We start from the raw sequence: 22976 nt of genomic DNA on the forward strand, positions 1-22976 counted from the left end.
CGGTCCCGCCGAAGCCGAATTTGACGAATTTTCGACTATCGGCCGCCTAAGCTGTTTGCTTCGGCCGACCGCCATCGTCCCCCGCGCTACATGTCACCCATTTCTCCGCCAGCGGCCGTCCGGCCGACGCCCGCTTTCTACTTTTCCACGCATGTCCTCGGGGTGACGCTGATGCTGGCGTGCCTGGCGTGGTGGGCCAACGCCTCCGGCCTGGACCTGGCCATCGCCCGCGCCCTGTTCAGCGCGCCGCTGGACGACTTTCCCCTGCACACCAACCGCTGGCTCGAACTGATCGGCCATCGCATGGTGCTGGCCCTGCCGATCGGCATGGCGCTGGGCGCGATCGGCGTGGTCGCGGCCAGCTATCGCATCCCCGCGTGGCGCCACCTGCGCGGCGCCGCGCTGGCGGTGGCGGCGACCTGTATCGTGGGGCAGCTGGCCGTCACGCAGCTCAAGCACCACACCACCCTGCCGCGCCCCTTTGACCTGGAAACGCTGGGCGGATACACCCCGTATCCGCTGTCGTGGTGGACCTGGGATCGCGCCAAGGCGGGCGGTGCGCTGCCGAGCGGCCACGCGGGCGCGGGCTACTCGATGCTGACCCTGTATTTCGCCGGCTGGGCCGCGCAGCGGCCCGGATGGCGCTGGTGGGGGCTGGCCGTGGGCATCGCCGCGGGCCTCGGGTTCTCGGTCGTGCGCGTCCTGCAGGGCGCGCATTTCCTGAGCCAGACGCTCTGGTCGGCGGCCCTGATGTGGCTGCTGGCCGCGCTGTTCTTCTGGCCGGTGCTGCGGGGCCCGACCGCCTCGCGCGGCCCGGCCCGCATGCCCGGGGTTCAATTCAGCAGCACGCCCGGCAGCCACAGCGAGAACGCCGGCACGTAGGTGACCAGCGCCAGCGCCGCCAGCAAGGCGCCGTAGAACGGCCAGATGGTCCGCATCACGGTGCCGACCGAGACCCCGCCGATGGCGCACCCCACGAATTGCGTGGTGCCCACCGGCGGCGTGTTCAGCCCCAGCGCGCAGTTCAGCAGCATCACCATGCCGAATTGCACCGGCCCCATGCCGTACTGCATGCAGATCGGCAGGAAGATCGGGGTGCAGATCAGGATGGTCGCGGCCATGTCCAGGAACGTGCCCAGCACGAACAGGATCACGTTGACCATCAGGAAGATCGCCCACGGGCTGGTGGACACCGACGCCATCAGCTCGCCGGTCTTTTCCGCCACGCCGTAGAAGCTGATCAGGTAGCCGAAGGTGGCCGAGATGCCGATCAGCAGCAGCACCACGCCGGTCGTCTTGACCGCCTTGCTGGCGGCCCGCACGAACTGGTCCCAGGTCAGCGAGCGATAGACGAAGACCGTCAGCGCCAGCGCGTACAGCACGGCCACCGCGGCCGATTCCGTGGCGGTGAAGACCCCGCTCAGGATGCCCACGATGATCAGCACCACCACGAACAGCCCTGGCGTCGCCGCTACCAGCGAGCGCGCCACGATGTGCCAGCCGGGGAACGTGCCGGCCGGATAGCCGCGGCTGCGGGCCACGAAATACGCCGCCGCCAGGTTGCACAGCGTCAGGATCAGCGCCGGCACCACGCCGGCCGCGATCAGCGCCGCGATCGACACCTTGCCGCCCGCCGCCAGCGTGTAGATGATGATGTTGTGGCTGGTCGGCATCAGCGCGCCCACCAGCGCCGCGTGGGTGGTGACGTTGACCGCGTAGTCGGCGTGGTAGCCCTCGCGCTTCATCATCGGGATCATCACCGAGCCCATCGCCGACACGTCCGCCACCGGCGAGCCCGACACGCCGCCGAACAGCGTGCAGGCCACCACGTTGGACATGCCCAGGCCGCCGCGCACGTGGCCCACCAGCGACTTGGCGAAGGCGACGATGCGGTCGGCGATGCCGCCGTACAGCATCAGTTCGCCGGTGAAGATGAAGAACGGGATGGCCAGGAACGAAAACGCATTCATGCCCGAGGTCATCTGCTGGAAGGCCACCGCCAGCGGCAGGTCCTCGTACATGATCGCGGTGATGGACGACAGCCCGATGGCGAACGCCACCGGCACGCCGATCACCAGGAAGCCCATGAAGGTGAACGAGAGTAGGGTCAGCGCCATGCCGGTACCACCTTTTGGTTGCGCGACAAGGCGATGACGTGCTCGATCGAGAAAAGCATGATCAGCACGCCGGAGAGGGCCGCGGGCACGTATTTCCAGCCGTTGGAGATGCCCAGGTTGGGGATCTTGTAGGCCCACACGGATTCGGCCAGCAGGGCGCAGTTCCACGCCATCAGCGCGCCGAACAGCAGCACCAGCAGGTGGATGAAGATCTTCAAGCGCCGTTGGCCGGCCGCCGGCAACGCGTCGACCAGCGACTCGAAGCCGATGTGGCCGGCGTCGCGCACGCCGACGGCGGCGCCCAGCATGGTGACGTACAGCACCAGCAGCAGCGCCAGGCTCTCGGCCCAGGTGGGGGTGCTGTTCAGCACGTGGCGGCCGAAGATCTGCAAGGTGACCGCGATGATCAGGCAGACCAGCCCGAACACGCTGGTCCACATGCACAGGCGCGCCAGCCGGGCGCAGCCGCGGGAAAAGGCGTCCAGCGGGGCAGCCGGGGCATGCGCCCGGCCCCCCGCCGCGACATCCGGGTCATGGGTGGAGGTAGCCAACATGCGGATTCCTTATTGGACGGCCTGGATCTTGGCGACCAGGTCTTTCATATCGGGCGTGGTGACGAAGCGGTCGTACACCGGCTTCATCGCCGCCTGGAACGAGGCCTTGTCCACCTCGACGATCTGCGAGCCGGCCTTCTCGACCACCGCGCGCGACTTCTGTTCGCGTTCGTCCCACAGCTTGCGCATGTAGGGCACCGATTCGCGCGCGGCCTCGCGCAGGATCTTCTGGTCCTCGGCCGACAGCTTGTCCCATTGCCGCTTCGAGAAGATCAGCATCTCGGGCGTCATGGTGTGCTCGGTCAGCGCGTAGTACTTGGCGACCTCGTAGTGGTGCGCGCTTTCGTAGCTCGGATAGTTGTTCTCGGCCGCGTCCACCAGGCCGGTCTTGAGCGAGGTGTAGACCTCGCCCATCGGCATCGGCGTGGCGTTGCCGCCCATGGCTTCCACCATCGCCACCGACAGGTCCGATTGCTGCACGCGGATCTTCAGGCCCTTGGCGTCGGCCAGCGTCTTGATCGGCTTGTTGCGCGTGTACATCGAGCGCGAGCCGCTGTCGTACCAGGCCAGGCCGACGAAGCCGGCCGACTCGCAGGACTTCAGGATCTGCTCGCCGATCTCGCTGTCGAGCACCTTGTGCAGGTGGTCCTTGGAACGGAACAGGAACGGCAGCGACGGCACGCGGGTGGTCTGGCAGATGTTGTGCATGGCCGCGCTGGACACGCGCGCCATGGCCAGCGCGCCCATCTTCACCTGCTCGATCGAGTCGTCTTCATTGCCGAGCGCGCCGCCGGCGTACACCTTGACGGTGATGCGGCCGTTGGTGCGCTGCTTGACCAGTTCGCCGAACTGGCGCACGGCTTGCACGGTGGGGTAATCGTCGGGATGGATGTCCGCGGAGCGCAGCTCGGCGGCATGGGTGGCGGGAATCAGCGTCAGCAAAGCGGCCGCGGCCAGGATGGCGCGGGTCAGGGTCGGGCGCAACATGTCTACCTCCGGTTGGAGTACGGCGTTTCGTTGAGGGCCATTGCGGCCCCGAAGCTCTTCGATGTGTACGGACCTGCTCACTACTCGTGCGTGGGCGCCTGGGGCGCCGCGGTCGGGTGCTAACCGGCGCTTGCGGTTTCCTCCAGGCCCCGCGCGCCGGGGCGCAGGGCAAAGACGGCGCCGGCGACGGAGTCGGGGGCGGCGTCCGCGGGGCGGATGGACGTGACCAGCAGCAGGTCCAGGCCCGGCCCGCCGAAGGCGCACATGGCGACGCGGGCGGCTGGCACCTCCAGGCTGCGGTCGAGGCGGCCGTCCGGCGTATAGCGGTAGATGCGGCCGGCTTCGTTGCCGCAGATCCAGTAGCCGCCGTCGGCGTCGACCGCGGCGCCGTCGGGCCGGCCGGCCGGCAGCTTCGGGATGAAGACACGGCGGTTGCGCGGCAGGCCGCTGTCGATGTCGTAGTCGAAGGCCCAGACCACCTGCCGCGACGGGTGCGAGTCGGACAGGTACATGGTCCTGCCGTCCGGGCTGAAGGCCAGGCCGTTGGGCACGATCAGGTCGTCGACGATCGCTTCCAGCGGCTGGCCCGGGCCGTGGCGGTACAGCTTGCCGGCGTTGCGGGCCAGGCCCATGTCCATGACCATGGTGCCGGCCAGGAAACGGCCCTGGCGGTCGCAGCGGCCGTCATTGAAGCGCATGCCGGGCGCGCCGTGGCGCACGTGCGCCAGCGCCCGCGGCTGGCAGGGTTCGCCGGCCACCAGCGGCCCGCAGGCGTACAGGCCGTCCTCCATCGCCAGCAGCCAGCCGTCGCCGCGCGGGGCGATGCAGCCGGCCATCTGCGGCAGCGCCCAGTGATCGAGCCGGTCGCTGGCGGGCGTCCAGCGCCACAGCGCTCGGCCGGGGATGTCGGTCCAGTGGAACGCCTGGTCGGCGGCGCGCCATACGGGGCTTTCGCCCACGCCGCAAAGCAGGGTCCCGATGCGTTCGGCCGAGGTTGCCATGGTGGGGAAGGGGGGGGTCAGCGCGGGGGGAAGGGGAACGGGCCGGCCTTTACGAACGCGCCGCCCTGGTAGCGCGCGGCGGGGTCGTCGGCCGCCAGCGGCGGCTGCGCCTCGACCTGCGCGCGGAAAATTTCGGAGGAGTCCCTGGGGGCGAAACCGAGCGCGGCGGCGCCGTGGTTGTCCCACCAGCTGTCGCGGTTGGCCGACGCGCCATAGGCAATCAGGTGGCCGACATTCGGCGTGAACAGCGAGCGCGCCACCAGGTCGGTCAGGTCGTCGTAGCTGAGCCAGGTCACCATCATGCGGCGGTCCCTGGGCTCGGGGAACGACGAGCCGATGCGCAGGCAGACCGTCTCGATGCCGTAGCGGTCGTAGTAGAAACGCGACAGGTTTTCGCCATAGGCCTTGCTCAGGCCGTAATAGCCGTCGGGCCGCAACGGCACGTCGGCATCCAGGCGCGCGCCCTGCTCGTAGAAGCCGATGACGTGGTTTGAGCTGGCGAACACCACGCGCCGCACGCCATGGATGCGCGCCGCTTCGTAGACGTGATACACGCCCTGGATGTTGGCCGGCAGGATTTCCTCGAAAGAACGCTCCACGGAAACGCCGCCCAGGTGCACAATGGCGTCGGCGCCGCGCACCAGCTCGGAGACGGCGGCGGGATCGGCCAGGTTGCACGGCACGACTTCCTCGCCGGCCGCGGCGGGCGCCATGGCCGCGATGTCGGAGACCCGCAACACGTCGGCATGGGCTTTCAGCCGCGGGCGCAGGACCCGGCCCAGGTTGCCGGCCGCGCCGGTCAATAACAGGCGATGACAGCGGGGGGAGGCAGGCATGCGGTCGACGGCTAGGCTCATGGCGCAACGCTCGGTGGATGGCGCGGTGGAGTGGACTTACCTGGTACGTTATCGTACAACCTGTCCAAAGTATAATAAGCACGAAATTTTGCAGTCAAGCGCCACGCAACCGCTCTCGGATAATCCCTGATGAACGCTCCTGTCGATACCCCCGTCTTGCCGCAGCGTCGTCCTCGGAACCTGGCCCAGGGCCTGGTCGAGAGCATCTCCGAACGCATCCGCGGCGGCGATATCCGCCCCGGCGACAAGCTGCCCACCGAATCCGAGATCATGCGGCAGTTCGGCGTCAGCCGCACCGTGGTGCGCGAAGCCCTGTCGCGGCTGCAGGCCTCGGGCCTGGTCGAAACGCACCACGGCGTCGGCACCTACGCGCTCGAGCCCAGCGGCAGCGGCGATTTCCGCGTCGACCCGGCCGATATCGCCACGGTGCGCGACGTGCTGGTGCTGCTGGAACTGCGCATCTGCCTGGAAAGCGAGGCCGCGGGCCTGGCCGCGACGCGCCGCAGCGAGACCCAGCTGACCGAGATGCGGCGGGCGCTGGACGCCTTCAAGAGCGCGCTGGACAGCGGCGGCGACACCATCACGCCCGACTTCCAGTTCCACCTGCTGGTGTCGCAATCCACCGACAACCGCTATTTCGCCGACCTGATGTCGCACCTGGGCTCGGCCATCATTCCCCGCACCCGCATCAACTCCGCCAAGTTCGCCCACGAAGACCGCGCCGCCTACCTGGCGCGCGTCAACCTGGAGCACGAGGACATCTACAGCGCCATCCTGCGCCAGGATGCCGAGGGCGCGCGCGCCGCGATGCGCACCCACCTGAGCAACAGCCGCGAACGCCTGCGCCGCGCGCAATGACGCCGATCCGCGAGCGCGCTCGAGGCTAGCTGGGCGCCTTGCGTTACGCGTTGGCACTGAAATCGGATGTCATACAACATGACAAGGTTGTCATCCACCTGATACGGGCCTCGCGCCGAGCCGCTGGCGGCGCTGCGGCGCGTCAATCCGCGTTAACCTTGGCCGTTTTCAATCACCGGACGGCAGGCATGGTTTGGCTGGGTAATCGCGGCGCATCAACGGATTCCATTTGTCTGGGGAGGGCCGCCGCATGCGCCGCCTGACGCTCCGTTTCATACTGTCCGTGCTGGTTCTGCTGACGCTGAGCCGGCTGGGCCTGTCGCTGTGGATGTGGGATCGGGTCGAGGCGGCCGGCGGCCTGTGGCCGGTGCTGTTCGGCGGCCTGCGCATCGACGTCTGCCTGCTGTCCATGGTGATCGCGCTGCCGGCGGTGTTCTCGCCGTGGCTGGGGCATCGTCCCTGGGCCGCGCGCGTCACCGCCTGGTGGTTCCGCGTCTGGTGGATGCTGTACGTGCTGCTGGAAGTCTCCACGCCGCAGTTCATCGCCGAATACGACACGCGCCCGAACCGCCTGTATTTCATCTACCTGCTCAACCCCAAGGAAGTCGGCTCGATGCTGTGGCAGGGCTACAAGGGCGTGTTGCTGGCCGCCCTGGTGGTGCTGCTGGTGGCCGCTTGGCTGGCGGTCAAGCTGTTCCCGGCGCGGGTGCGCGATCCGTTCCTGGCGTGGTGGAAGCGCCCGCTGGCGTCGCTGGCGATCCTGGCGCTGGTGGTGCTGGGCGCGCGCGGCACGCTCGAGCATCGCCCCATCAATCCGGCCAAGGTCGCCTTCAGCTCGGACGCCATGGTCAATTCGCTGGCGCTCAATTCGCTCTACAGCGTGTTCGACGCCGCCTACCGCATGCGCGACGAACGTTCGTCGGCCGCGATGTATCCGAAGATGCCGGTGGACGAGATGAACGCCATCGTGCGCGACAAGGCGGGCCTGACGGGCGCGCCGCTGGATGCGCGCTACCCCAGCCTGCACGAGCAAAAGGCCACGGTGCGGCGCGACAAGCCGCTCAACCTGGTGATCATCCTGCAGGAAAGCCTGGGCGCGCAGTACGTCGGCAGCCTGGGCGGCAAGGACCTCACGCCCAACATCGACCGGCTCAGCAAGGAAGGCTGGATGTTCCACCGCGCCTACGCCACCGGCACGCGCTCGGTGCGCGGCATCGAGGCGGTCACGGCGGGCTTCCTGCCCAGCGTGGCGGACGCCGTGGTGAAGCTGCCGCGCTCGCAGACCGGCTTCTTCACGCTGGCGCAGGCGCTGGGCAAGCATGGCTACCACTCGCGCTTCGTGTACGGCGGCGAATCGCACTTCGACAACATGCGCGCCTTCTTCCTGGGCAACGGCTTCAACGAGGTGGTCGATCGTCCGAAGTTCGAGAACCCGGTGTTCGAAGGCTCGTGGGGCGCGTCCGACGAAGACATGTTCACCCAGGTCGACCGCCTGCTGCGCGCCGACGGCGACAAGCCGGTGTTCACGCTGGCGTTCTCGGTCAGCAACCATTCGCCGTGGGAATATCCGGCGGGCCGCATCCAGCCGGTGGGTGAACCGGCCAGCGTCGACAACACCGTGCGCTACGCCGACTGGGCGCTGGGCCAGTTCTTCGACAAGGCGCGCAAGGCGCCGTACTGGGACAACACCGTGTTCCTGGTGATTGCCGACCATGATTCCCGTGTGTACGGCTCGATCCCGGTGCCGGTGCGGCACTTCCAGATCCCGGCCCTGATCCTGGGCGCGGGCATCGCGCCGCGCCAGGATGAACGCATCGTGAGCCAGATCGACATGGCGCCCACGCTGCTGTCGCTGATCGGGCTGGACAACGTCAATCCGATGCTGGGCGCCGACCTGACGCAACGCGATCCCAACCGCGCGCTGATGCAGTACGCCGACAACTTCGGCTACCTGCAAGGCGACAAGCTGCTGGTGCTGGAACCGTCCAAGGCGCCGCGCGAATTCCGCTACCGCGCCGCGCCGGTCGGGCAGGACGAGACCTACGAACCGGTCGAGCCCGCGGATGACGCGCTGACCAAGGAGGCGCTGGCGCACGCGCTATGGGCCAGCTGGGTCTATCGCGAAGAAAAATACCGCCTGCCTTGACTTCACCCCGTCCGGGGCTGGGGCCGGTTTGATCCCGCTCAAACCGGCCCGAAGCCAGCCCTCGCACACTCGCGCTCATGACTTTTCCCGATCCGCTCGCCGGCCCGATCCGGCCCCCTGTCGCTGATGCAACCGACGCGCCCGCGTCCGCCCCGGCCCCGCGCTGGCGCGGCTGGCCGGTGCCGCGTGGCCGCCTGGCCTGGCTGACTGGCGTGTTCAGCACGCTCATGATCGGCGTCAGCACGCTGTTCTGGTGCCTGCTGCTGTTTCCCATGGCGCTCTTGAAACTGGCGCTGCCGTTCGCCGCGGCCAGGCGCCGCATCGATCCGGTGCTGAACGGCATCGCCACGGCCTGGATCAGCGTCAATACCGCCTGGTTCACGCGCATCCAGCGCGCGCCCTGGGACGTGCGCGGCAACACCGGCCTGCGCTACGCCGACTGGTACCTGGTCAACTGCAACCACCAGTCCTGGGTCGATATCTTCGTGCTGCAAGGCTCGCTGAACCGCCGCATCCCGCTGCTGAAGTTCTTCCTCAAGCAACAGCTGATCTACGTGCCGGTGATCGGGCTGGCGTGGTGGGCGCTGGATTTTCCGTTCATGAAACGCCACGGCAAGGCGGCCCTGCGCCGCAATCCGGCCCTGGGCCGCCAGGACCAGGAGACCGCGCGCCGCGCCTGCCAGAAGTTCTCGCTGGTGCCGACCAGCGTGATGGTGTTCGCCGAAGGCACGCGCTTCACGCCGGCCAAGCGCGACGCGCAGGGATCGCCCTACCGCCACCTGCTCAAGCCCAAGGCGGGCGGCCTGGCGGTATCGCTGAACGCGATGGGCACGCGTTTTCGTTCGATGATCGATGTCACCATCGCCTATCCGGCGGGCGTGCCCAGCTTCTGGGACATGGCCTGCGGCCGCATGGGCGAGGTGCGGGTGCGCATGCACCACGTGCCGGTGCCGCCGGCCTTCTGCGAAGGCGACTACAGCCGCGACAAGGCTTTCCGCACCGAATTCCACCACTGGCTGGGCCAGCAGTGGCAGGCCAAGGATGACGAGATCGAGGCGTTGGCGGCCGATGCGGCCGCCACGCCCCGATCGTGACGGACGCCGCTCAGACCCGCGCCGGCAGCACCGTGCCCGAGCATTCGCCGAAGCCGATGCGCGGGTAGCCGGCCTTGACGCACTCGGCGCGCATGATGACCTGGTCGCCATCCTGCAGGAAGGTGCGCTTCTCGCCCCAGGGCAGCTCGATCGGGTTCTTGCCGCCGTGGTTCAGTTCCAGCAGCGAGCCGGCTTCCGACGGCTGCGGGCCCGACAGCGTGCCGGTGCCGAGCATGTCGCCCGGCTGCAGGTTGCAGCCGTTGACCGTGTGGTGCGTGATCAGCTGCGCCACGTTCCAGTAGGCATCGCGGAAGTTGCTGCCCGACAGCCGGGCCGGCGCCTGCTTGCCGGCGCGCGACTGTTCGGTCGTCAGCAGCACTTCCATCCGCACGTCGTAGGCGCCCTTGGCGCGGTTGGCGTCGGAGGCCAGGTAAGGCAGCGGCTGCGGCTCGGACGGGCCGCGGTTCCATTGCGTGCGGAACGGCTCCAGCGCTTCCAGCGTGACGATCCACGGCGAAATGGTCGAGGCGAAGTTCTTGGCCAGGAACGGGCCCAGCGGCTGGTATTCCCAGGCCTGGATGTCGCGCGCCGACCAGTCGTTCAGGATGCACAGGCCGAACACGTGCGCGTCGGCGTCCGCCAGCGCGATGCGGTCGCCCTGGGCGTTGCCGGTGCCGACGAAGATGCCCAGTTCCAGCTCATAGTCCAGCCGCGCGCACGGGCCGAACTGCGGCGCCTCGCCCCCGTTGGCGGGACGCGTCTGGCCGACGGGGCGCGCGAACTTCTGGTCCACGCCGATGCTGGAGGCGCGGCCGTGGTAGCCGATCGGCACCCACTTGTAGTTCGGCAGCAGGGGATTGTCGGGGCGGAACTGCTTGCCCACGGCGGTGGCGTGGTGCACCGAGATGTAGAAGTCGGTGTAGTCGCCGATGCGGGCGGGCGTGGTGTATTCGGCGTCGGCCTGGGCCACCAGCAGCGGCTCGACCGTGGCGCGCAGCGCGGCGCCTTCGCGCAGGGCGCGCGACAGCGCCAGGCGCAGCGCGCTCCAGTGGGCCTGGCCCAGGGCCATCAGCGCGTTCAGGCTGTCGCCCTGGCAGGCGGCCAGCGCCTCGGCGGCGGCGCCCTCGAACGGCTTGGCGGCGGCCAGCGCGGCCAGGTCGACGATCTGGTCGCCGATGGCCACGCCGGGGCGGAAGGATTCCTGCGAGCCCTTGCGGCGGAACGCGGCGTAGGGCAGGTTCTGCACCGGGAAGTCCGACGTGCCCGTGTTGGCGCTGGCGATCCAGCTCTTCAGGGACGGGTCGTGGGTTTCGTTGATGGGAGAGGTCATGGCGGGAATGTCTCGTTCAGTGTTTGTAAGGGGCCGGCGGGCGCCGGGAAAATCCAAAGCCAAACGGCGATGCGCTTGCGCGCATCGCCGTGGTCGGGCGTGACGGCGGAAACGCCGGTCACGCCTTGCGGGGATCGAAGTGCTTCTTCAGGCCCTGCCAGCACCGGTAATAGTCGCCCTGCAATTCTACCGAGGCCAGCGCCTGCGCCGTCGGGCGGATCACGCGCCGCGTCTCGAACATGAAGGCCATGGTGTCGCGGATGTAGTGGGCCTGGCTGGTATCGGCGTGCGAGGCTTTCTCGAACGTGCCGGCATCCGGGCCGTGGCCGCTCATGCAGTTGTGCAGGCTGGCGCCGCCGGGGGCGAAGCCGTCGGCCTTGGCGTCGTACACGCCCTGGATCAGGCCCATGAATTCGCTGGCGACGTTGCGGTGGAACCAGGGCGGACGGAAGGTGTTTTCCATCGCCAGGATGCGCGGCGGGAAGATGGCGAAATCCATGTTGGCCGTGCCCGGGGTGTCGGACGGCGCGGTCAGCACCGTGAAGATCGACGGATCCGGATGGTCGTAGCTGATCGAGCCGATGGTGTTGAAGTGGCGCAGGTCGTACTTGTACGGCGCATGCGTGCCGTGCCAGGCCACCACGTCCAGCGGCGAATGGCCGATCGCGGCGCGCCAGAAGCCGCCGGTGAACTTGGCGATCAGTTCGAAGTCGCCTTCCACGTCTTCGTACCAGGCCACCGGCGTCTTGAAGTCGCGGGCGTTGGCCAGGCAGTTCGAGCCGATCGGACCCAGTTCCGGCAGGCGCAGCGCGGCGCCGAAGTTCTCCAGCATGTAGCCGCGCGCGGTGTCGTCCAGCAGTTGCACGCTGAAGCGCACGCCGCGCGGGATCACGGCGATCTCCAGCGGCTCCAGGTCGATCAGGCCGAGTTCGGTGGCCAGGCGCAGGCGGCCTTGCTGCGGCACCAGCAGCAACTCGCCGTCGGCGTTGTAGAAATAGCGGCCCTGCATCGAGCGGTTGGCGGCATACAGGTGGATGCCGACGCCGCTTTGCTCGTCGGGGCCGCCGTTGCCGCCCCAGGTCTTCACGCCCTCGACGAAGTCGGTGGGCGCGGTGGGGATGGGCAGGGGACTCCAGCGCAGCTGGTTGGGCGTGACCGGGCCGTGGCCGAACGCGCTTTCCCAGCCCGCGGCGCCGCCGAACGGCTCGAACGGCAGGTGCTGGGCGCCCGGGCGGATGCGGTACAGCCACGAACGGCGGTTCTCGCTGCGCGGCGCGGTGAAGGCGGTGCCGGACAGCTGTTCGGCGTACAGGCCGTAAGGGCATTGCTGGGGCGAATTGCGGCCCAGCGGCAGCGCGCCGGGCAGGGCTTCGGTGGCACAGTCGTTGCCGAAGCCGGTCTGGTATTGCAGTTCCATGGAATCCTCCTGGGTGGCGCGCGATGCATGGCCGCGCGGTCTTGGTCGTGGCGCGCCGGATGGGGATGTCCGGCGTCGATACGCCATTGTCGGAAAAATCCCCCGCCACGGCTACGGGAATGCAAAAATAGCAACTATAAATTTTGTGAATAGTAGGGGTGCCTGAATGGCGGATTTGCGCGACGTCGACCTGAACCTGCTGATCCTGTTCCAGCACCTGCTGGAGGACCGCAACCTGTCCGCCGTGGCGCGGCGGCTGGACCTGTCGCAGCCGGCGGTCAGCAACGCCCTGCGCCGGTTGCGGCTGGCGTTCGGCGACGAGCTGTTCGTGCGCACCGCGCAGGGCATGTTGCCGACGCCGCGCGCGCAGCGCCTGGCCGGCCCGGTGAGCGAGGCGCTGGCGATGCTGTCGCAGGCCTTGCAGGACCAGGACGCGTTCGACGCCAGCACCAGCACGCGGCGTTTCCGCGTGGCGATGACCGACGTCGGCGAGATCCACTTCATGCCGCGGCTGATGGAAGTCTGCGTGCAGGTCGCGCCGCAGGTGCGCATCGATTCGGTGCGGGTGCAGGGGCCCGACCTGCCGCGCGAGATGGAGGCGGGCCGGGTCGACCTGGCCATTGGCGCGTTCGACGAGATGGGGGCGGGCACCTTGCAGCGCATGCTGTTCCGGCAGGGGTACGCCACGCTGTTCCGCCAGGCGCATCCGACCGCGCATGCCGGCATGGGACTGAAGGCGTTTCGCGCCGAGCGCCACCTGATCGTGTCGCGCGCCGCGCCCTACGGTCAGGTGGTCCAGTCGATGGAGCGCGCCGGGGTGATGCCGGCCGAGCACTTCAGCGTGCCGCATTTCTCGGCCGTGCCATACATCGTCAGCGCCACCAACCTGCTGGCGACGGTGCCCGAGAAGCTGGCGGCCAGCGCCGCGCCGCCGTTCGGCCTGCGCTACATGACGCCGCCGGTGAAGGTGCCGGCGCTGCAGACCAATATGTACTGGCAGCGCCGCTACGACCGCGATGGCGGCAACCAGTGGCTGCGCGCCCTGATCGTCAATGCGTTTGCGGTGGGTTCGTCGCCGGCGTGACCGACGCGCGCGCCTGCGCCAGGGCTTCGCGCAGCACCGCCATGTCGCCCAGGTGGTTGGCCAGCAGCAGGATCAGCGCGGCGTTCATTTCCTGGCTCTGCTCGTTGCTCAGGTCGCGATGGGCGTCGATCAGCGCTTCGTAGAAGTCGTCCGGCGCGGCCAGGTTGGTTTCGGTGTTCAGCATGGATAGGGCCTCCGGGTTCAGGCGCGGCCAATCGCGCGGTTGACGGCCGACGCCACCGCGTCGGGCTGGAAGGCGCGCCAGCGCGCGGCGATGTGCTGGTCGGGGCGGATCAGATAGGCGGTGCCGGCCAGCGCGTCATAGCGCTGGGCCAGCAGGCTCTCGCTGTCGACGACGCGCGCCATGTCTTCCGGCCAGCCGGGGGTGTCGCAGCCGGGGCCGGCCACCAGCACGGCCTTCACCGGCACGGCGGCCAGGCGCAGCGCGCGCAGGGCCTGCAAGGTGTCGATCGCGGGCGGCTGGTCGCCGCAGAACAGGGCCAGCGTGAAGCCGGCGTCCAATTGCGACAGCCACCACGGCGAGTCGCCGGGTCCGCGCACCGGCGCGTCCAGCGCCACCGCGCCCGGCCGCATGCGGCCGGCGAACGTGTCGCCGTCGGGGCTGTTCAGCGGCGAATCGGCGTAGGTGGCGGGCAGCGACAGGCGGCCGCTGTTGACCAGCGTGCGCGCGAACGCATGGGTGCGGGCCAGGTTCAGCACCGCGTTGCGGAAGCTGCGGCTGATGTCGCTCTTGGGCGTGATGAAGTCGGTGGCGCGCGAGGAATTCAGGATGTTCTCGTCGGCGGCGTGTTCGCGCTCGGCGGCGTAGCTGTCGATCAGCGATTCGGGCGCGTGGCCGGCCAGCACCAGGCGCAGTTTCCAGGCCAGGTTCTCGGCATCCTGCACGCCGCTGTTGGCGCCGCGCGCGCCGAACGGCGAGACGCGGTGCGCCGAGTCGCCGGCGAACACCACGCGGCCATGGCGGAACTTGTCCATGCGTTCGCAGGCGAAGGTGTAGACGCTGACCCATTCCAGGTCGAACTGCGCGTCCGGGCCGAGCAGGGCGCGGATGCGCGGCAGCACGTTCTCGGGCTTGACGGCCTCGACCGGGTCGGCGTTCCAGCCCAGCTGGAAGTCGATGCGCCAGACGTTGTCGGGCTGCATGTGCAGCAGCACCGATTGATTGGGGTGAAAGGGCGGGTCGAACCAGAACCAGCGCTCGGCCGGGAAGTCGGCCTTCATCTTGACGTCGGCGATCAGGAAGCGGTCGCGGAAGATGCGGCCGTGGCTCTCCTGGCCGATCAGCTTGCGCACCGGCGAACGGGCGCCGTCACAGGCCACTAGCCAGTCGGCGTGCAGCGCGTAGCCGCCTTCGGGCGTGTCGATCGACAGCACCACGCCGTCGCCCGCCTGTTCCAGGCCCACTACCTTGTTCTTCCAGCGCAGGTCGATGTTCGGTTCCTGGCGCGCCTGCTCGTACAGATAGCCTTCGGCGTAGTACTGCTGCAGGTTGATGAAGGCGGGGCGGCGGTGGCCGGGTTCGGGCAGCAGGTCGAAGCGCCAGACCTCCTGGTCGCGGAAGAACACCTTGCCCACGTTCCACGACACGCCCTTGTCGACCATGCGCTGGCCCACGCCGAGGCGGTCCCAGATTTCGAGGGTGCGCTTGGAAAAGCAGATGGCGCGCGAGCCGGTGGACAGGCGGTAGTCGTCGTCCAGCACTACCACCCGCACGCCCTGGCGCGCCAGGTCCAGCGCCGTGGTCAGGCCGACCGGGCCGGCGCCCACCACCACCACCGGGTGGCGCGCCTGCGTCGCGGCGGCCTGGTCGGCGTGCTTCTCATAGGCGAACTCCATCGCCTGAAAGTCGATGTCTCCCACGGTTGTCTCCTGTGTGGGTCATTTTGTTTTTATGCGCGGCGTCGCGCGTCGCCCGCGGCCTCGGGCCGGCGGGCCGTGCGGCGCCGTTTCAATCGGTGGAACCGCGGCCGGCGAACCGGCCGCGCGGGATCAGCCCTCCAGCTGGGCCCACATTTCCAGGTCGCGCTTGTCGGTCCAGATGCGCGGGTGGACGTGGCCGCTGGCCTCGTCGTAGGCGCGCGACACGTCGAACGGCATGCAGTGGTCGAAGATGACCCAGTCGCTGTAGCGCGGCTTCATGAAGTCGTAGACCTCGCGGTAGATCGTCTTCAGGTCCTTGCCTTCGGCCACGCCGCGGTTCACCGCGCCGTACAGGTCGGTCAGGAAGGCGCGCGTGCCGGCCAGGCCCTGGCGCACTTCGGTGGCGTTCTTCAGGGCCGGGCCGCGGCCGGGCACCATTTTCTCGGCCTCGAAGCCCGACAGCGCGTCCAGCGTGCTGGGCCAGTCGCGGAAGTAGGCGTCGCCGCAGTAGGGGGTGGACTGGTACTCGACCAGGTCGCCTGCGAACAGGATCTTCTGCTCGGGCAGCCAGGCGATGGTGTCGCCCTTGGTGTGGCCGCGGCCGACCTGCAGCAGCTTGACTTCCAGGTTGCCCAGGTCGACGGTCATCTCGCCCTTGAACGTCATGGTGGGCCAGACCAGGCCGGGGGGAATCGATTCGGCATTGCGGAACAGGCGCGGGAAGCGGCCGATTTCGCTGGCCTTGTCCTGCTCGCCGCGCTCGGCGATCAGGTCGTAGGTGTCGCGGCTGGCCAGGATTTCCTGGGCGTTATAGGCCGAGGCGCCGAACACGCGCACCGCATGGTAGTGCGACAGCAGGATGTACTTGATCGGCTTGTCGGTGACTTCGCGGATGCGGCGGATGACGTCCTGCGCCATGACCGGCGTGGCCTGGGTGTCGACCACCATGACGGCCTCGTCGCCGATGATCACGCCCGTGTTGGGGTCGCCTTCGGCGGTGTAGGCATAGGCGTTGTCGGACAGCTTTTCGAACGAGACGACCTTGTCGGTCAGGTCGGCGTGCGAAGCGAATTGCTTGCTCATGGAGGCTCCTTCCACTTTTATAGGAATAGGGTGTGTGGACGGACTATAGCTTGACGTTAGTGGTTGTGCAATACGTTTGCTATAAACGAATTGACCCTTTTTGCCAGGGATTTCCCTTGGGTTTGCGGGGCTTGCCCAAATGCATCCGGGCCGCGCAGGGCGGCCCGGACGGGAACCTTTCAGGCCGCGGGCGGCCCGAGGGGATGGGATGTGTCGATGGGCCCGCTCAGGTCTTCTGGCACTTGGGGCAGTAATAGGTTGCCCGCTGGCCCTGGACGATGCGCTTGATCGGCGTGCCGCAGACCCGGCAGGGCTGGCCGGCGCGTTCGTAGACCGCGGCGTGGATCTCGAAATACGCGCCCGGCTCGCCGGTGGCGCCGACGTAGTCGCGCAGGGTGCTGCCGCCGGAGGTCAGGGCGTCGGCCAGGGTGGCGCGCACCATGTCCGCCAGGCGGTCGCAGCGGGCGCGCGACAGTTTGTTGGCCGGGGTCTTGGGGTTGATGCGGGCGCGGAACAGGCTTTCGGAGGCGTAGATGTTGCCCACGCCCACCACCGCCATGCCGGCCAGCAGCACCTGCTTGATCGCGGCGCCGTGGTTCTTGAAGTGGTGGTGCAGCCAGGCGCCGTCGAAGCGCGGGTCGAACGGCTCGATGCCGAGCTTGGCCAGCAGGGGGTGGTTTTCGACCGGTCCGTCCGCATCGGGGTGCCACAGCACCGCGCCGAAGCGGCGGGGGTCGTGCAGCCGCAGCACGGCCTGGTCGAAGATCCATTCGACGTGGTCGTGCTTGCGCAGGAATTCACCGGGAGCCACGCTGCGCAGCGACCCGGACATGCCGAGATGCACGATCTGGGTGCCGTGGTCGAAGCGCAGCAGCAGGTATTTGCCGCGACGGCCGCATTCCAGCACGGTCCGGCCGCCCAGCAGGGCAGGCAGGTCGGCCGGGATGGGCCAGCGCATCCGGGGCTCGTGGACGACCAGCCGCGTGAGGGGGCGGCCGGTGATGACGGCGTCGATTCCGCGACGCGTGGTTTCAACTTCAGGCAGTTCCGGCATGAGCCAGTGTAAGATCATCAATTGCGTGTACGAAGATTGTGCCACCAACCGGACGGGCCGCGTGAAGTCGTCTTTCAAACAAATGAATATCGGGATTGCCGCGCTGGCGCTTGCGTTGGCCTCCGCCCTGGCCCCCCAGGCCCAGGCCGCCGACAGCCGGACGCGGGATGCGACCGGCCCCCGCATGGCGCCCCAGAACCGCCAGCCAGAAACCGAGGTGATCCGCCTGCGTCCGGGCCAGCTGCCCTACGTCTCGCTGACCGCCGACATCTTCTACCGCGTCCTGGCGTCGGAAATCGCGGCCCAGCGCGGCATGTACGGCACCGCCGCCAACACCATGGTCGGCCTGGCGCGCGACACCGGCGATCCCCGCCTGGCGCGCCGCGGCCTGGAATTCCAGCTGGCCGGCGGCAACCTGCCGGGCGCCCTGGACGCCGCCCGCGTCTGGGCCCGCCTGTCGCCCAACGACCTGGAAGCCAGCTCCACCGAGCTGGCGCTGGCCGCCGCCAACGGCCAGACCAAGGGCCTGTCGCAGGCCCTGCGCAACCGCATCGAGGCCTCGCGCGACAAGCCGGCCGCCATCGGCCAGGCCCTGGCCGTGCTGAGCCGCCTGAACGACCGCCGCCTGGCGCTGCGCATCCTTGACGAAGCCCTGAGCGACAGCGTGCGCAAGCTGCCCGCCGCCCATCTGGCGCTGGCCGACGTGGCCTCCGCCGCCGGCGACTACCCGCGCGCCTCCCAGGAGGCCCATGCCGCCCTGGCCGCCGACCCCAAGTCCGAACCGGCCGCCCAGCGCGTCCTCGAGTACGGCGCCAAGGTCGACCCGCAGCGCGCGCAGGCCGATGCCCGCGCCTATATCAACCGCAATCCCAACGCCCGCAAGGTCCGGCTGATGCTGGCCGGCCAGATGGCCGACGCCGGCGACTACAACGGCGCCCTGGCCGAATTGCAGGCCATGTCGCGGCGCTCGCCGGAAGATTTCGACCTGCTCTTCATGCAGGCCCAGCTGGCCTACAAGGCCGGCCAGCTGCCGCAGGCCAAGACGCTGCTGCAGCAGTACCTGGACGTCCAGAACCAGCGCCAGCGCGCCATCGTGCCGGGCGCCACCGACGCCGGCGCCGCCGCGGCCGATGCCCACGTGCTGCTGTCGCGCATCGCCGAAGACCAGGGCCAGTACGACGAAGCCATCGCCGAACTCGGCCGCATCGACGATCCGTCGCTGCGCTTCTCGGCGCGCATGCGCCAGGCCGCCCTGCGCGCCAAGTCGGGCCGGATCGACGACGCCATCAAGATGGTCGACGCCGCCGCGCCCCAGGACGAGGAAGAACGCACCCTGGGCGTGCTGACCAAGGCCCAGATCCTGCGCGACGCCGACCGCGTCGGCCAGGCCGTGTCGGTGCTGGAAGCGGCCGACCAGGCGCTGCCCGACACCGTCGAGATCAAGTACGAACTGGCCATGCTGTACGAGCGCCAGGACCGCCTGGCCGACCTCGAACGCATGCTGCGCCAGGTCATCGCGCTGGATCCCGAGCATGCCCACGCCTACAACGCGCTGGGCTACACGCTGGCCGACCACAACCAGCGCCTGCCCGAGGCGCTGGACCTGATCACCCAGGCGCTGGAACTGTCGCCCAACGACCCGTTCATCCTGGACAGCATGGGCTGGGTCAAATTCCGCATGGGCGACCAGGTCGCCGCCGCCGACTACCTGCGCCGCGCCTACAGCGTGCGTCCGGAAGCCGACATCGCCGCCCACCTGGCCGAAGTGCTGTGGACCCAGGGCAAGCGCGACCAGGCGGTCGAGCTGCTGCGCGCCGCGCTGCTGAAGGATCCCAAGAACAAGACCGTGCTCGAGGTCGTCAAGCGCCTCGGGGTCAGCCTGTGACGGCAGCGGCAGTCTCGACGCCTCGCGGCCTGGCCGCCGGCATGGCCTGGCTGCGCTGGGCCTTGCTGGCCCTGCTGGCCTTCGCGCTGGCGGCCTGCACCACCACGCCCAAGCCCATTGAAGGCACCTCGGCCGACGCCTTCTCGCGCATCGGCCGTTTCGCCATCACGGTCAACGAGGAAAGCGGCAAGCAAAATGCCGTGCAAGGCGGTTTTTCCTGGTCGGACGACGGCCGCCGCTATGTGCTGGACCTGACCAACCCGCTCGGCTCGACCGAGGCGCGGGTCGAGGGCCAGCCCGGCGCGGCCAGCCTGACCAAGGCCGACGGCACCCGCCTGGTGGCCGACAACCCCGACGCCCTGGCCGAAGACGCCCTGGGCAGCAGCATGCCGGTGTCCGGCCTGCGCGACTGGCTGCGCGGCAGGCTGCCGGGCCAGCCCGAGGCCACCGACGTCTCCAACGACGAACTGGGCCGCCCCGTGGCGTTCGAGCAGGGCGGCTGGCGCGCGCGGCTGTCGCGCTACGACACGCTCGGCCCGCAGATGCTGGTGCTCGAGCGCCAGGAACCAGGCCGCCGCATCATGGTGCGGCTGGTCGTCAACAAGCCCTGATTCCTGCTGTTTCGTGCCCACCGCGACGGCCCTTCGGGGCCGTTTTGTCGTCGGTCGGTAGCACGTCCCTCCGGCTTCAATTTGGCAAATAAGCGTTGCAAAACCGACTCTGTTACTGATTGATAGATTCTGTTTAACCTGAATAATTCTTCCGATACCCGCGCGCACGACCCCTGCGCGCGGCATGCAAGGCCGGTGGCCGCGGATCGCGCCGCCGCTTTTTTACGGAGAATGCCAATGTTCAGGAATACGCGAATCGCGACGATGCTCTTGGGGATCATCGCGGTGTTTTTCACTTTCCAGCTGCTGGTGGGCGGCATGGGTTTCGTCGCGCTGCGCCAGACCAACCAGGACGTCGGCCAGCTCTATCGCCTGTCTTCGCAACAGGTCAACGCCGTGAACACGGCCGCGTTGTCGCTGGTGGCGGCGCGCACCGACCTGAGCCGCTACGCCACCCGCGTGGCGCAGGGCAATGCCAGCGACACCACCGCGCTGCGGCTGGCGCGCCAGCGCATCGCCGCGGGCGATCGCGCCTTCCAGACCTTTGCCGGCGGCTTGTCGGCACAGGAGAAGACCGAGTCCAAGGACCTGATCGAGGCCTACAACAACCTCAGCGGCAACCTGCAGAGCGTCGGCAAGGTGCTCGAGGCCGGCGACATGGACGCCTACTTCAAGCAGGGCACGCAGCAGGTGCAGGAACTGCTGGTGTCCGAGCGCGACGCCTTCATGCGCCGCGCCGAAACCACCGGGCAGGAGGTGATGGACGAGATCTCGCTGTTCCACATGATCTTCACCTACCTGCTGGCCGGCATCCTGGTGCTGGGCCTGTTGATGGCGGTGGGCGCGCATGTGCTGATCCGCCGCATGATCGTGCGTCCGCTGCTGGAAGCCGGCGAGATCTTCCGCCGCATCGCCGAGGGCGACCTGACGCGCCGCGTGGCCGATCGCGGCCGCAACGAGATCGGCGCGTTGCTGAACGCGCTGCGCGCGATGCAGGACAGCCTGGTGCGCACGGTGTCCACGGTGCGCCGCGGCGTCGATGAGATCAACGTCGGCGCGCGCGAGATCTCGTCCGGCAATGCCGACCTGTCCAGCCGCACCGAAGAGCAGGCCGCCTCGCTCGAGGAAACCGCCGCCAGCATGGAAGAACTGGCCACCACCGTGAAGCAGAACGCCGACACCGCGCGCGAAGCCAACCGCATGGTCGCGGCCTCGGCCGCCGTGGCGCAACGCGGCGGCGAGGCCGTCTCCAGCGTGGTCGAGACGATGCGCGCCATCTCGGGCAGCTCGTCGCGCATTTCCGATATTGTCGGCGTGATCGACGGCATCGCCTTCCAGACCAACATCCTGGCGCTGAACGCCGCCGTGGAAGCCGCGCGCGCCGGCGAGCAGGGCAAGGGCTTTGCCGTGGTCGCCAGCGAGGTGCGCACGCTGGCCCAGCGCAGCGCCGCCGCCGCCAAGGAAATCAAGCAGCTCATCGAAGACTCGGCGCAGAAGGTCGGCGTCGGTTCCGAGCAGGTCGAAACCGCGGGCGCCACGATGCGCGAGATCGTCGACTCGGTGCAGCGCGTGACCAGCCTGATGGGCGAGATCTCCGCCGCCTCGGAAGAGCAGGCCACCGGCATCGACCAGGTCAACCGCGCCGTGACGCAGATGGATGGCGTGACCCAGCAGAACGCCGCGCTGGTGGAGCAGGCCGCCGCCGCGGCCGGCGCGCTCGAAGAGCAGGCGCGCCAGCTGGCGGGCGCCGTGGCGGTGTTCAAGCTGCCGGAAGGGCAGGTGATCGAGGCCCCGGCCGAGCGCCTGGCCGGCCGCGCCGCGCCGCAGATCGCCTGATCGCGGGTGGCATCGCGGGCGGCGGCGGTCCGGTTTTGCCGCGCCCCGCGTCGCCACATCCGGCGGATCGCTAAAATCGACGCAACCGTCCTTTTTTCCGATCCGCCGTGACCCTCTACGACGTACCCGCGCCCGCCAAGGTGAACCTGTTCCTGCATGTGGTGGGCCGCCGTCCCGACGGCTACCACCTGCTGCAGACCGCCTTCCGCTTCATCGACCTGTGCGACACGCTGCATTTCGAGGCGCGCGCCGATGGCGTCATCAGCCGCGCCACGGAATTGCCCGGCGTGTCGGAACAGGACGACCTTACCCTGCGCGCCGCCCGCGCCCTGCAACAGGCCACCGGCACGCGCCAGGGCGCGCAGATCGCGCTGGAAAAGCGCATCCCGCAGGGCGGCGGCCTGGGCGGCGGCTCCAGCGATGCGGCCACCGTGCTGATCGCGTTGAACCGCCTGTGGGGCACCGGCCTGTCGCGGCGCGAGCTGATGGACCTGGCGCTGCCGCTGGGCGCGGACGTGCCGGTGTTCGTATTCGGCCAGTCCGCTTTTGCCGAGGGCGTGGGCGAGAAACTGACGGCGCTGGACCTGCCGGCGCGGGCCTATCTGGTGGCGCAGCCGGACGCGAGCGTGCCGACTGTTGGAATTTTTTCCGCACCCGATTTGACAAGGGATTCTTCTTACATCACAATAGCGGACTTTCTTGCTTCGCCTACATTTTCCTTCGGGAAAAATGATTTGGAGCCGGTGGTCTACCGTCTTTATCCTGAGGTTCTCAGGGCATCGCGGTGGCTTGCAGAGCAGGGTGTGTTGAAAGACACGGGTACCCAAGTTCGCATGTCGGGATCTGGCGCGTGTTTATACGCCGAGTTTTCCGAACTTTCGGAGGCCGTTTTGGCGAAAACGGAAATTACCGCTACAATGCGCGGCGCTGTTGAAGCAAACTGCAAACTCAACAGCACAACGCAACCACGGTTCCGGTTAGTGCAGGCATGTCCTGGGTTGACTGAGCATCCGTTGCGGAATTGGATTGCAAGATAGTTGGGGAGTCGCCAAGCTGGTTAAGGCACCGGATTTTGATTCCGGCATGCGAAGGTTCGAATCCTTCCTCCCCAGCCAACCGAATACATAAAAAAGCTGTTGAACACGCCTGTAAGACACTGGCCCGGGTTCAGCAGCTTTTTT

20 protein-coding genes and 1 tRNA gene are annotated in these 22976 nt (G+C 68.4%); 10 read left to right on the forward strand and 11 right to left on the reverse strand.

Features of this window, described 5'->3' with window-relative positions:
- The first annotated feature begins 90 nt into the window (after nucleotides 1–90).
- Entirely contained in the window at nucleotides 91–882 is a 792-nt protein-coding gene (locus tag AC1HFW_RS24900; RefSeq protein WP_035359542.1) for a phosphatase PAP2 family protein, read from the forward strand.
- Here the strand turns inward: AC1HFW_RS24900 and AC1HFW_RS24905 are convergent.
- From AC1HFW_RS24905 to AC1HFW_RS24925, 5 genes are all read right to left on the reverse strand, one after another.
- Nucleotides 834–2117, reverse strand: coding sequence for a TRAP transporter large permease (locus tag AC1HFW_RS24905; protein ID WP_006391382.1), 1284 nt, complete (start codon nucleotides 2115–2117; stop codon nucleotides 834–836). The two genes, AC1HFW_RS24900 and AC1HFW_RS24905, sit on opposite strands and share 49 nt — an antisense overlap.
- Complete coding sequence (locus AC1HFW_RS24910) at nucleotides 2108–2671, reverse strand: TRAP transporter small permease (protein WP_479285470.1); 564 nt, start codon at nucleotides 2669–2671, stop codon at nucleotides 2108–2110. Before AC1HFW_RS24910 ends, AC1HFW_RS24905 begins: the two co-directional genes overlap by 10 nt.
- A gap of 9 nt (nucleotides 2672–2680) precedes the next feature.
- Nucleotides 2681–3658, reverse strand: coding sequence for a TRAP transporter substrate-binding protein (locus AC1HFW_RS24915; protein ID WP_061073287.1), 978 nt, complete (start codon nucleotides 3656–3658; stop codon nucleotides 2681–2683).
- Between the two features lie 119 nt (nucleotides 3659–3777).
- Nucleotides 3778–4659: an SMP-30/gluconolactonase/LRE family protein gene (locus AC1HFW_RS24920; protein ID WP_479285471.1), complete on the reverse strand. Its 882-nt coding sequence runs from the start codon at nucleotides 4657–4659 to the stop codon at nucleotides 3778–3780.
- A gap of 17 nt (nucleotides 4660–4676) precedes the next feature.
- On the reverse strand, nucleotides 4677–5516 hold the full coding sequence (locus tag AC1HFW_RS24925; RefSeq protein ID WP_479285472.1) for an NAD-dependent epimerase/dehydratase family protein: 840 nt from the start codon (nucleotides 5514–5516) through the stop codon (nucleotides 4677–4679).
- Nucleotides 5517–5645: 129 nt separating this feature from the next.
- On the opposite strand from AC1HFW_RS24925, the gene AC1HFW_RS24930 reads away from it, so the two are divergent.
- The 3 genes from AC1HFW_RS24930 to AC1HFW_RS24940 all read left to right on the forward strand — a co-directional run bounded on the left by AC1HFW_RS24930 (nucleotide 5646) and on the right by AC1HFW_RS24940 (nucleotide 9614).
- Nucleotides 5646–6374 (forward strand): FadR/GntR family transcriptional regulator, encoded by a 729-nt coding sequence (locus AC1HFW_RS24930; protein ID WP_035359536.1) that lies wholly within the window; start codon nucleotides 5646–5648, stop codon nucleotides 6372–6374.
- A gap of 250 nt (nucleotides 6375–6624) precedes the next feature.
- Nucleotides 6625–8520, forward strand: a complete 1896-nt coding sequence (locus tag AC1HFW_RS24935) for an LTA synthase family protein (RefSeq protein ID WP_479285473.1) — start codon at nucleotides 6625–6627, stop codon at nucleotides 8518–8520.
- 179 nt (nucleotides 8521–8699) lie between these two features.
- On the forward strand, nucleotides 8700–9614 hold the full coding sequence (locus tag AC1HFW_RS24940) for an acyltransferase (RefSeq protein ID WP_479286547.1): 915 nt from the start codon (nucleotides 8700–8702) through the stop codon (nucleotides 9612–9614).
- 10 nt (nucleotides 9615–9624) lie between these two features.
- Here AC1HFW_RS24940 and fahA read toward each other — a convergent pair whose 3' ends face one another.
- Nucleotides 9625–10944 (reverse strand): fumarylacetoacetase, encoded by a 1320-nt coding sequence (fahA, locus tag AC1HFW_RS24945; RefSeq protein ID WP_479285474.1) that lies wholly within the window; start codon nucleotides 10942–10944, stop codon nucleotides 9625–9627.
- Between the two features lie 118 nt (nucleotides 10945–11062).
- Nucleotides 11063–12361, reverse strand: a complete 1299-nt coding sequence (gene hmgA, locus AC1HFW_RS24950; protein WP_006391373.1) for a homogentisate 1,2-dioxygenase — start codon at nucleotides 12359–12361, stop codon at nucleotides 11063–11065.
- 166 nt (nucleotides 12362–12527) lie between these two features.
- Here hmgA and AC1HFW_RS24955 point away from each other — a divergent pair, with 166 nt between their 5' ends.
- On the forward strand, nucleotides 12528–13445 hold the full coding sequence (locus tag AC1HFW_RS24955; protein ID WP_479285475.1) for a LysR family transcriptional regulator: 918 nt from the start codon (nucleotides 12528–12530) through the stop codon (nucleotides 13443–13445).
- Here AC1HFW_RS24955 and AC1HFW_RS24960 read toward each other — a convergent pair.
- The 4 genes from AC1HFW_RS24960 to mutM all read right to left on the reverse strand — a co-directional run bounded on the left by AC1HFW_RS24960 (nucleotide 13411) and on the right by mutM (nucleotide 17463).
- Complete coding sequence (locus AC1HFW_RS24960; protein WP_006391371.1) at nucleotides 13411–13629, reverse strand: DUF2783 domain-containing protein; 219 nt, start codon at nucleotides 13627–13629, stop codon at nucleotides 13411–13413. The genes AC1HFW_RS24955 and AC1HFW_RS24960 overlap by 35 nt on opposite strands.
- Before the next feature lie 17 nt (nucleotides 13630–13646).
- Nucleotides 13647–15326, reverse strand: a complete 1680-nt coding sequence (locus AC1HFW_RS24965; RefSeq protein ID WP_479285476.1) for an FAD-dependent oxidoreductase — start codon at nucleotides 15324–15326, stop codon at nucleotides 13647–13649.
- A 129-nt stretch (nucleotides 15327–15455) separates the two neighbouring features.
- Nucleotides 15456–16409 (reverse strand): MBL fold metallo-hydrolase, encoded by a 954-nt coding sequence (locus tag AC1HFW_RS24970; RefSeq protein WP_238888865.1) that lies wholly within the window; start codon nucleotides 16407–16409, stop codon nucleotides 15456–15458.
- A 226-nt stretch (nucleotides 16410–16635) separates the two neighbouring features.
- Nucleotides 16636–17463, reverse strand: a complete 828-nt coding sequence (gene mutM, locus AC1HFW_RS24975; protein ID WP_479285477.1) for a bifunctional DNA-formamidopyrimidine glycosylase/DNA-(apurinic or apyrimidinic site) lyase — start codon at nucleotides 17461–17463, stop codon at nucleotides 16636–16638.
- Between mutM and AC1HFW_RS24980 the strand changes: the two genes are divergently transcribed.
- From AC1HFW_RS24980 to AC1HFW_RS25000, 5 genes are all read left to right on the forward strand, one after another.
- Nucleotides 17462–19348 (forward strand): tetratricopeptide repeat protein, encoded by a 1887-nt coding sequence (locus AC1HFW_RS24980; protein ID WP_061073295.1) that lies wholly within the window; start codon nucleotides 17462–17464, stop codon nucleotides 19346–19348. The two genes, mutM and AC1HFW_RS24980, sit on opposite strands and share 2 nt — an antisense overlap.
- Before the next feature lie 41 nt (nucleotides 19349–19389).
- Nucleotides 19390–19959, forward strand: a complete 570-nt coding sequence (lolB, locus tag AC1HFW_RS24985) for a lipoprotein insertase outer membrane protein LolB (protein WP_061073296.1) — start codon at nucleotides 19390–19392, stop codon at nucleotides 19957–19959.
- Nucleotides 19960–20196: 237 nt separating this feature from the next.
- A complete protein-coding gene (locus AC1HFW_RS24990) occupies nucleotides 20197–21795 on the forward strand; it encodes a methyl-accepting chemotaxis protein (protein ID WP_479285478.1) in 1599 nt (532 codons plus the stop codon).
- A 107-nt stretch (nucleotides 21796–21902) separates the two neighbouring features.
- Nucleotides 21903–22832, forward strand: a complete 930-nt coding sequence (ispE, locus tag AC1HFW_RS24995) for a 4-(cytidine 5'-diphospho)-2-C-methyl-D-erythritol kinase (protein WP_061073298.1) — start codon at nucleotides 21903–21905, stop codon at nucleotides 22830–22832.
- 1 nt (nucleotide 22833) lies between these two features.
- Nucleotides 22834–22910 (forward strand) — tRNA-Gln (locus tag AC1HFW_RS25000).
- Nucleotides 22911–22976 lie beyond the last annotated feature (66 nt).

The sequence above is a fragment of the Achromobacter sp. ISS7 genome (genome assembly GCF_056523125.1).

Excerpts from the sequence above, each read along its gene's own strand:
- AC1HFW_RS24920 (WP_479285471.1), bottom strand. The coding sequence starts at position 4,659 with ATGGCAACCTCGGCCGAACGCATCGGGACCCTGCTTTGCGGCGTGGGC.
- hmgA (WP_006391373.1), bottom strand. The coding sequence starts at position 12,361 with ATGGAACTGCAATACCAGACCGGCTTCGGCAACGACTGTGCCACCGAA.
- AC1HFW_RS24925 (WP_479285472.1), bottom strand. The coding sequence starts at position 5,516 with ATGAGCCTAGCCGTCGACCGCATGCCTGCCTCCCCCCGCTGTCATCGC.
- AC1HFW_RS24960 (WP_006391371.1), bottom strand. The coding sequence starts at position 13,629 with ATGCTGAACACCGAAACCAACCTGGCCGCGCCGGACGACTTCTACGAA.
- AC1HFW_RS24935 (WP_479285473.1), top strand. The coding sequence starts at position 6,625 with ATGCGCCGCCTGACGCTCCGTTTCATACTGTCCGTGCTGGTTCTGCTG.
- fahA (WP_479285474.1), bottom strand. The coding sequence starts at position 10,944 with ATGACCTCTCCCATCAACGAAACCCACGACCCGTCCCTGAAGAGCTGG.
- AC1HFW_RS24930 (WP_035359536.1), top strand. The coding sequence starts at position 5,646 with ATGAACGCTCCTGTCGATACCCCCGTCTTGCCGCAGCGTCGTCCTCGG.
- AC1HFW_RS24900 (WP_035359542.1), top strand. The coding sequence starts at position 91 with ATGTCACCCATTTCTCCGCCAGCGGCCGTCCGGCCGACGCCCGCTTTC.
- lolB (WP_061073296.1), top strand. The coding sequence starts at position 19,390 with ATGGCCTGGCTGCGCTGGGCCTTGCTGGCCCTGCTGGCCTTCGCGCTG.
- AC1HFW_RS24970 (WP_238888865.1), bottom strand. The coding sequence starts at position 16,409 with ATGAGCAAGCAATTCGCTTCGCACGCCGACCTGACCGACAAGGTCGTC.
- AC1HFW_RS24955 (WP_479285475.1), top strand. The coding sequence starts at position 12,528 with ATGGCGGATTTGCGCGACGTCGACCTGAACCTGCTGATCCTGTTCCAG.
- AC1HFW_RS24980 (WP_061073295.1), top strand. The coding sequence starts at position 17,462 with ATGAGCCAGTGTAAGATCATCAATTGCGTGTACGAAGATTGTGCCACC.
- AC1HFW_RS24915 (WP_061073287.1), bottom strand. The coding sequence starts at position 3,658 with ATGTTGCGCCCGACCCTGACCCGCGCCATCCTGGCCGCGGCCGCTTTG.
- AC1HFW_RS24990 (WP_479285478.1), top strand. The coding sequence starts at position 20,197 with ATGTTCAGGAATACGCGAATCGCGACGATGCTCTTGGGGATCATCGCG.
- AC1HFW_RS24905 (WP_006391382.1), bottom strand. The coding sequence starts at position 2,117 with ATGGCGCTGACCCTACTCTCGTTCACCTTCATGGGCTTCCTGGTGATC.
- AC1HFW_RS24910 (WP_479285470.1), bottom strand. The coding sequence starts at position 2,671 with ATGTTGGCTACCTCCACCCATGACCCGGATGTCGCGGCGGGGGGCCGG.
- mutM (WP_479285477.1), bottom strand. The coding sequence starts at position 17,463 with ATGCCGGAACTGCCTGAAGTTGAAACCACGCGTCGCGGAATCGACGCC.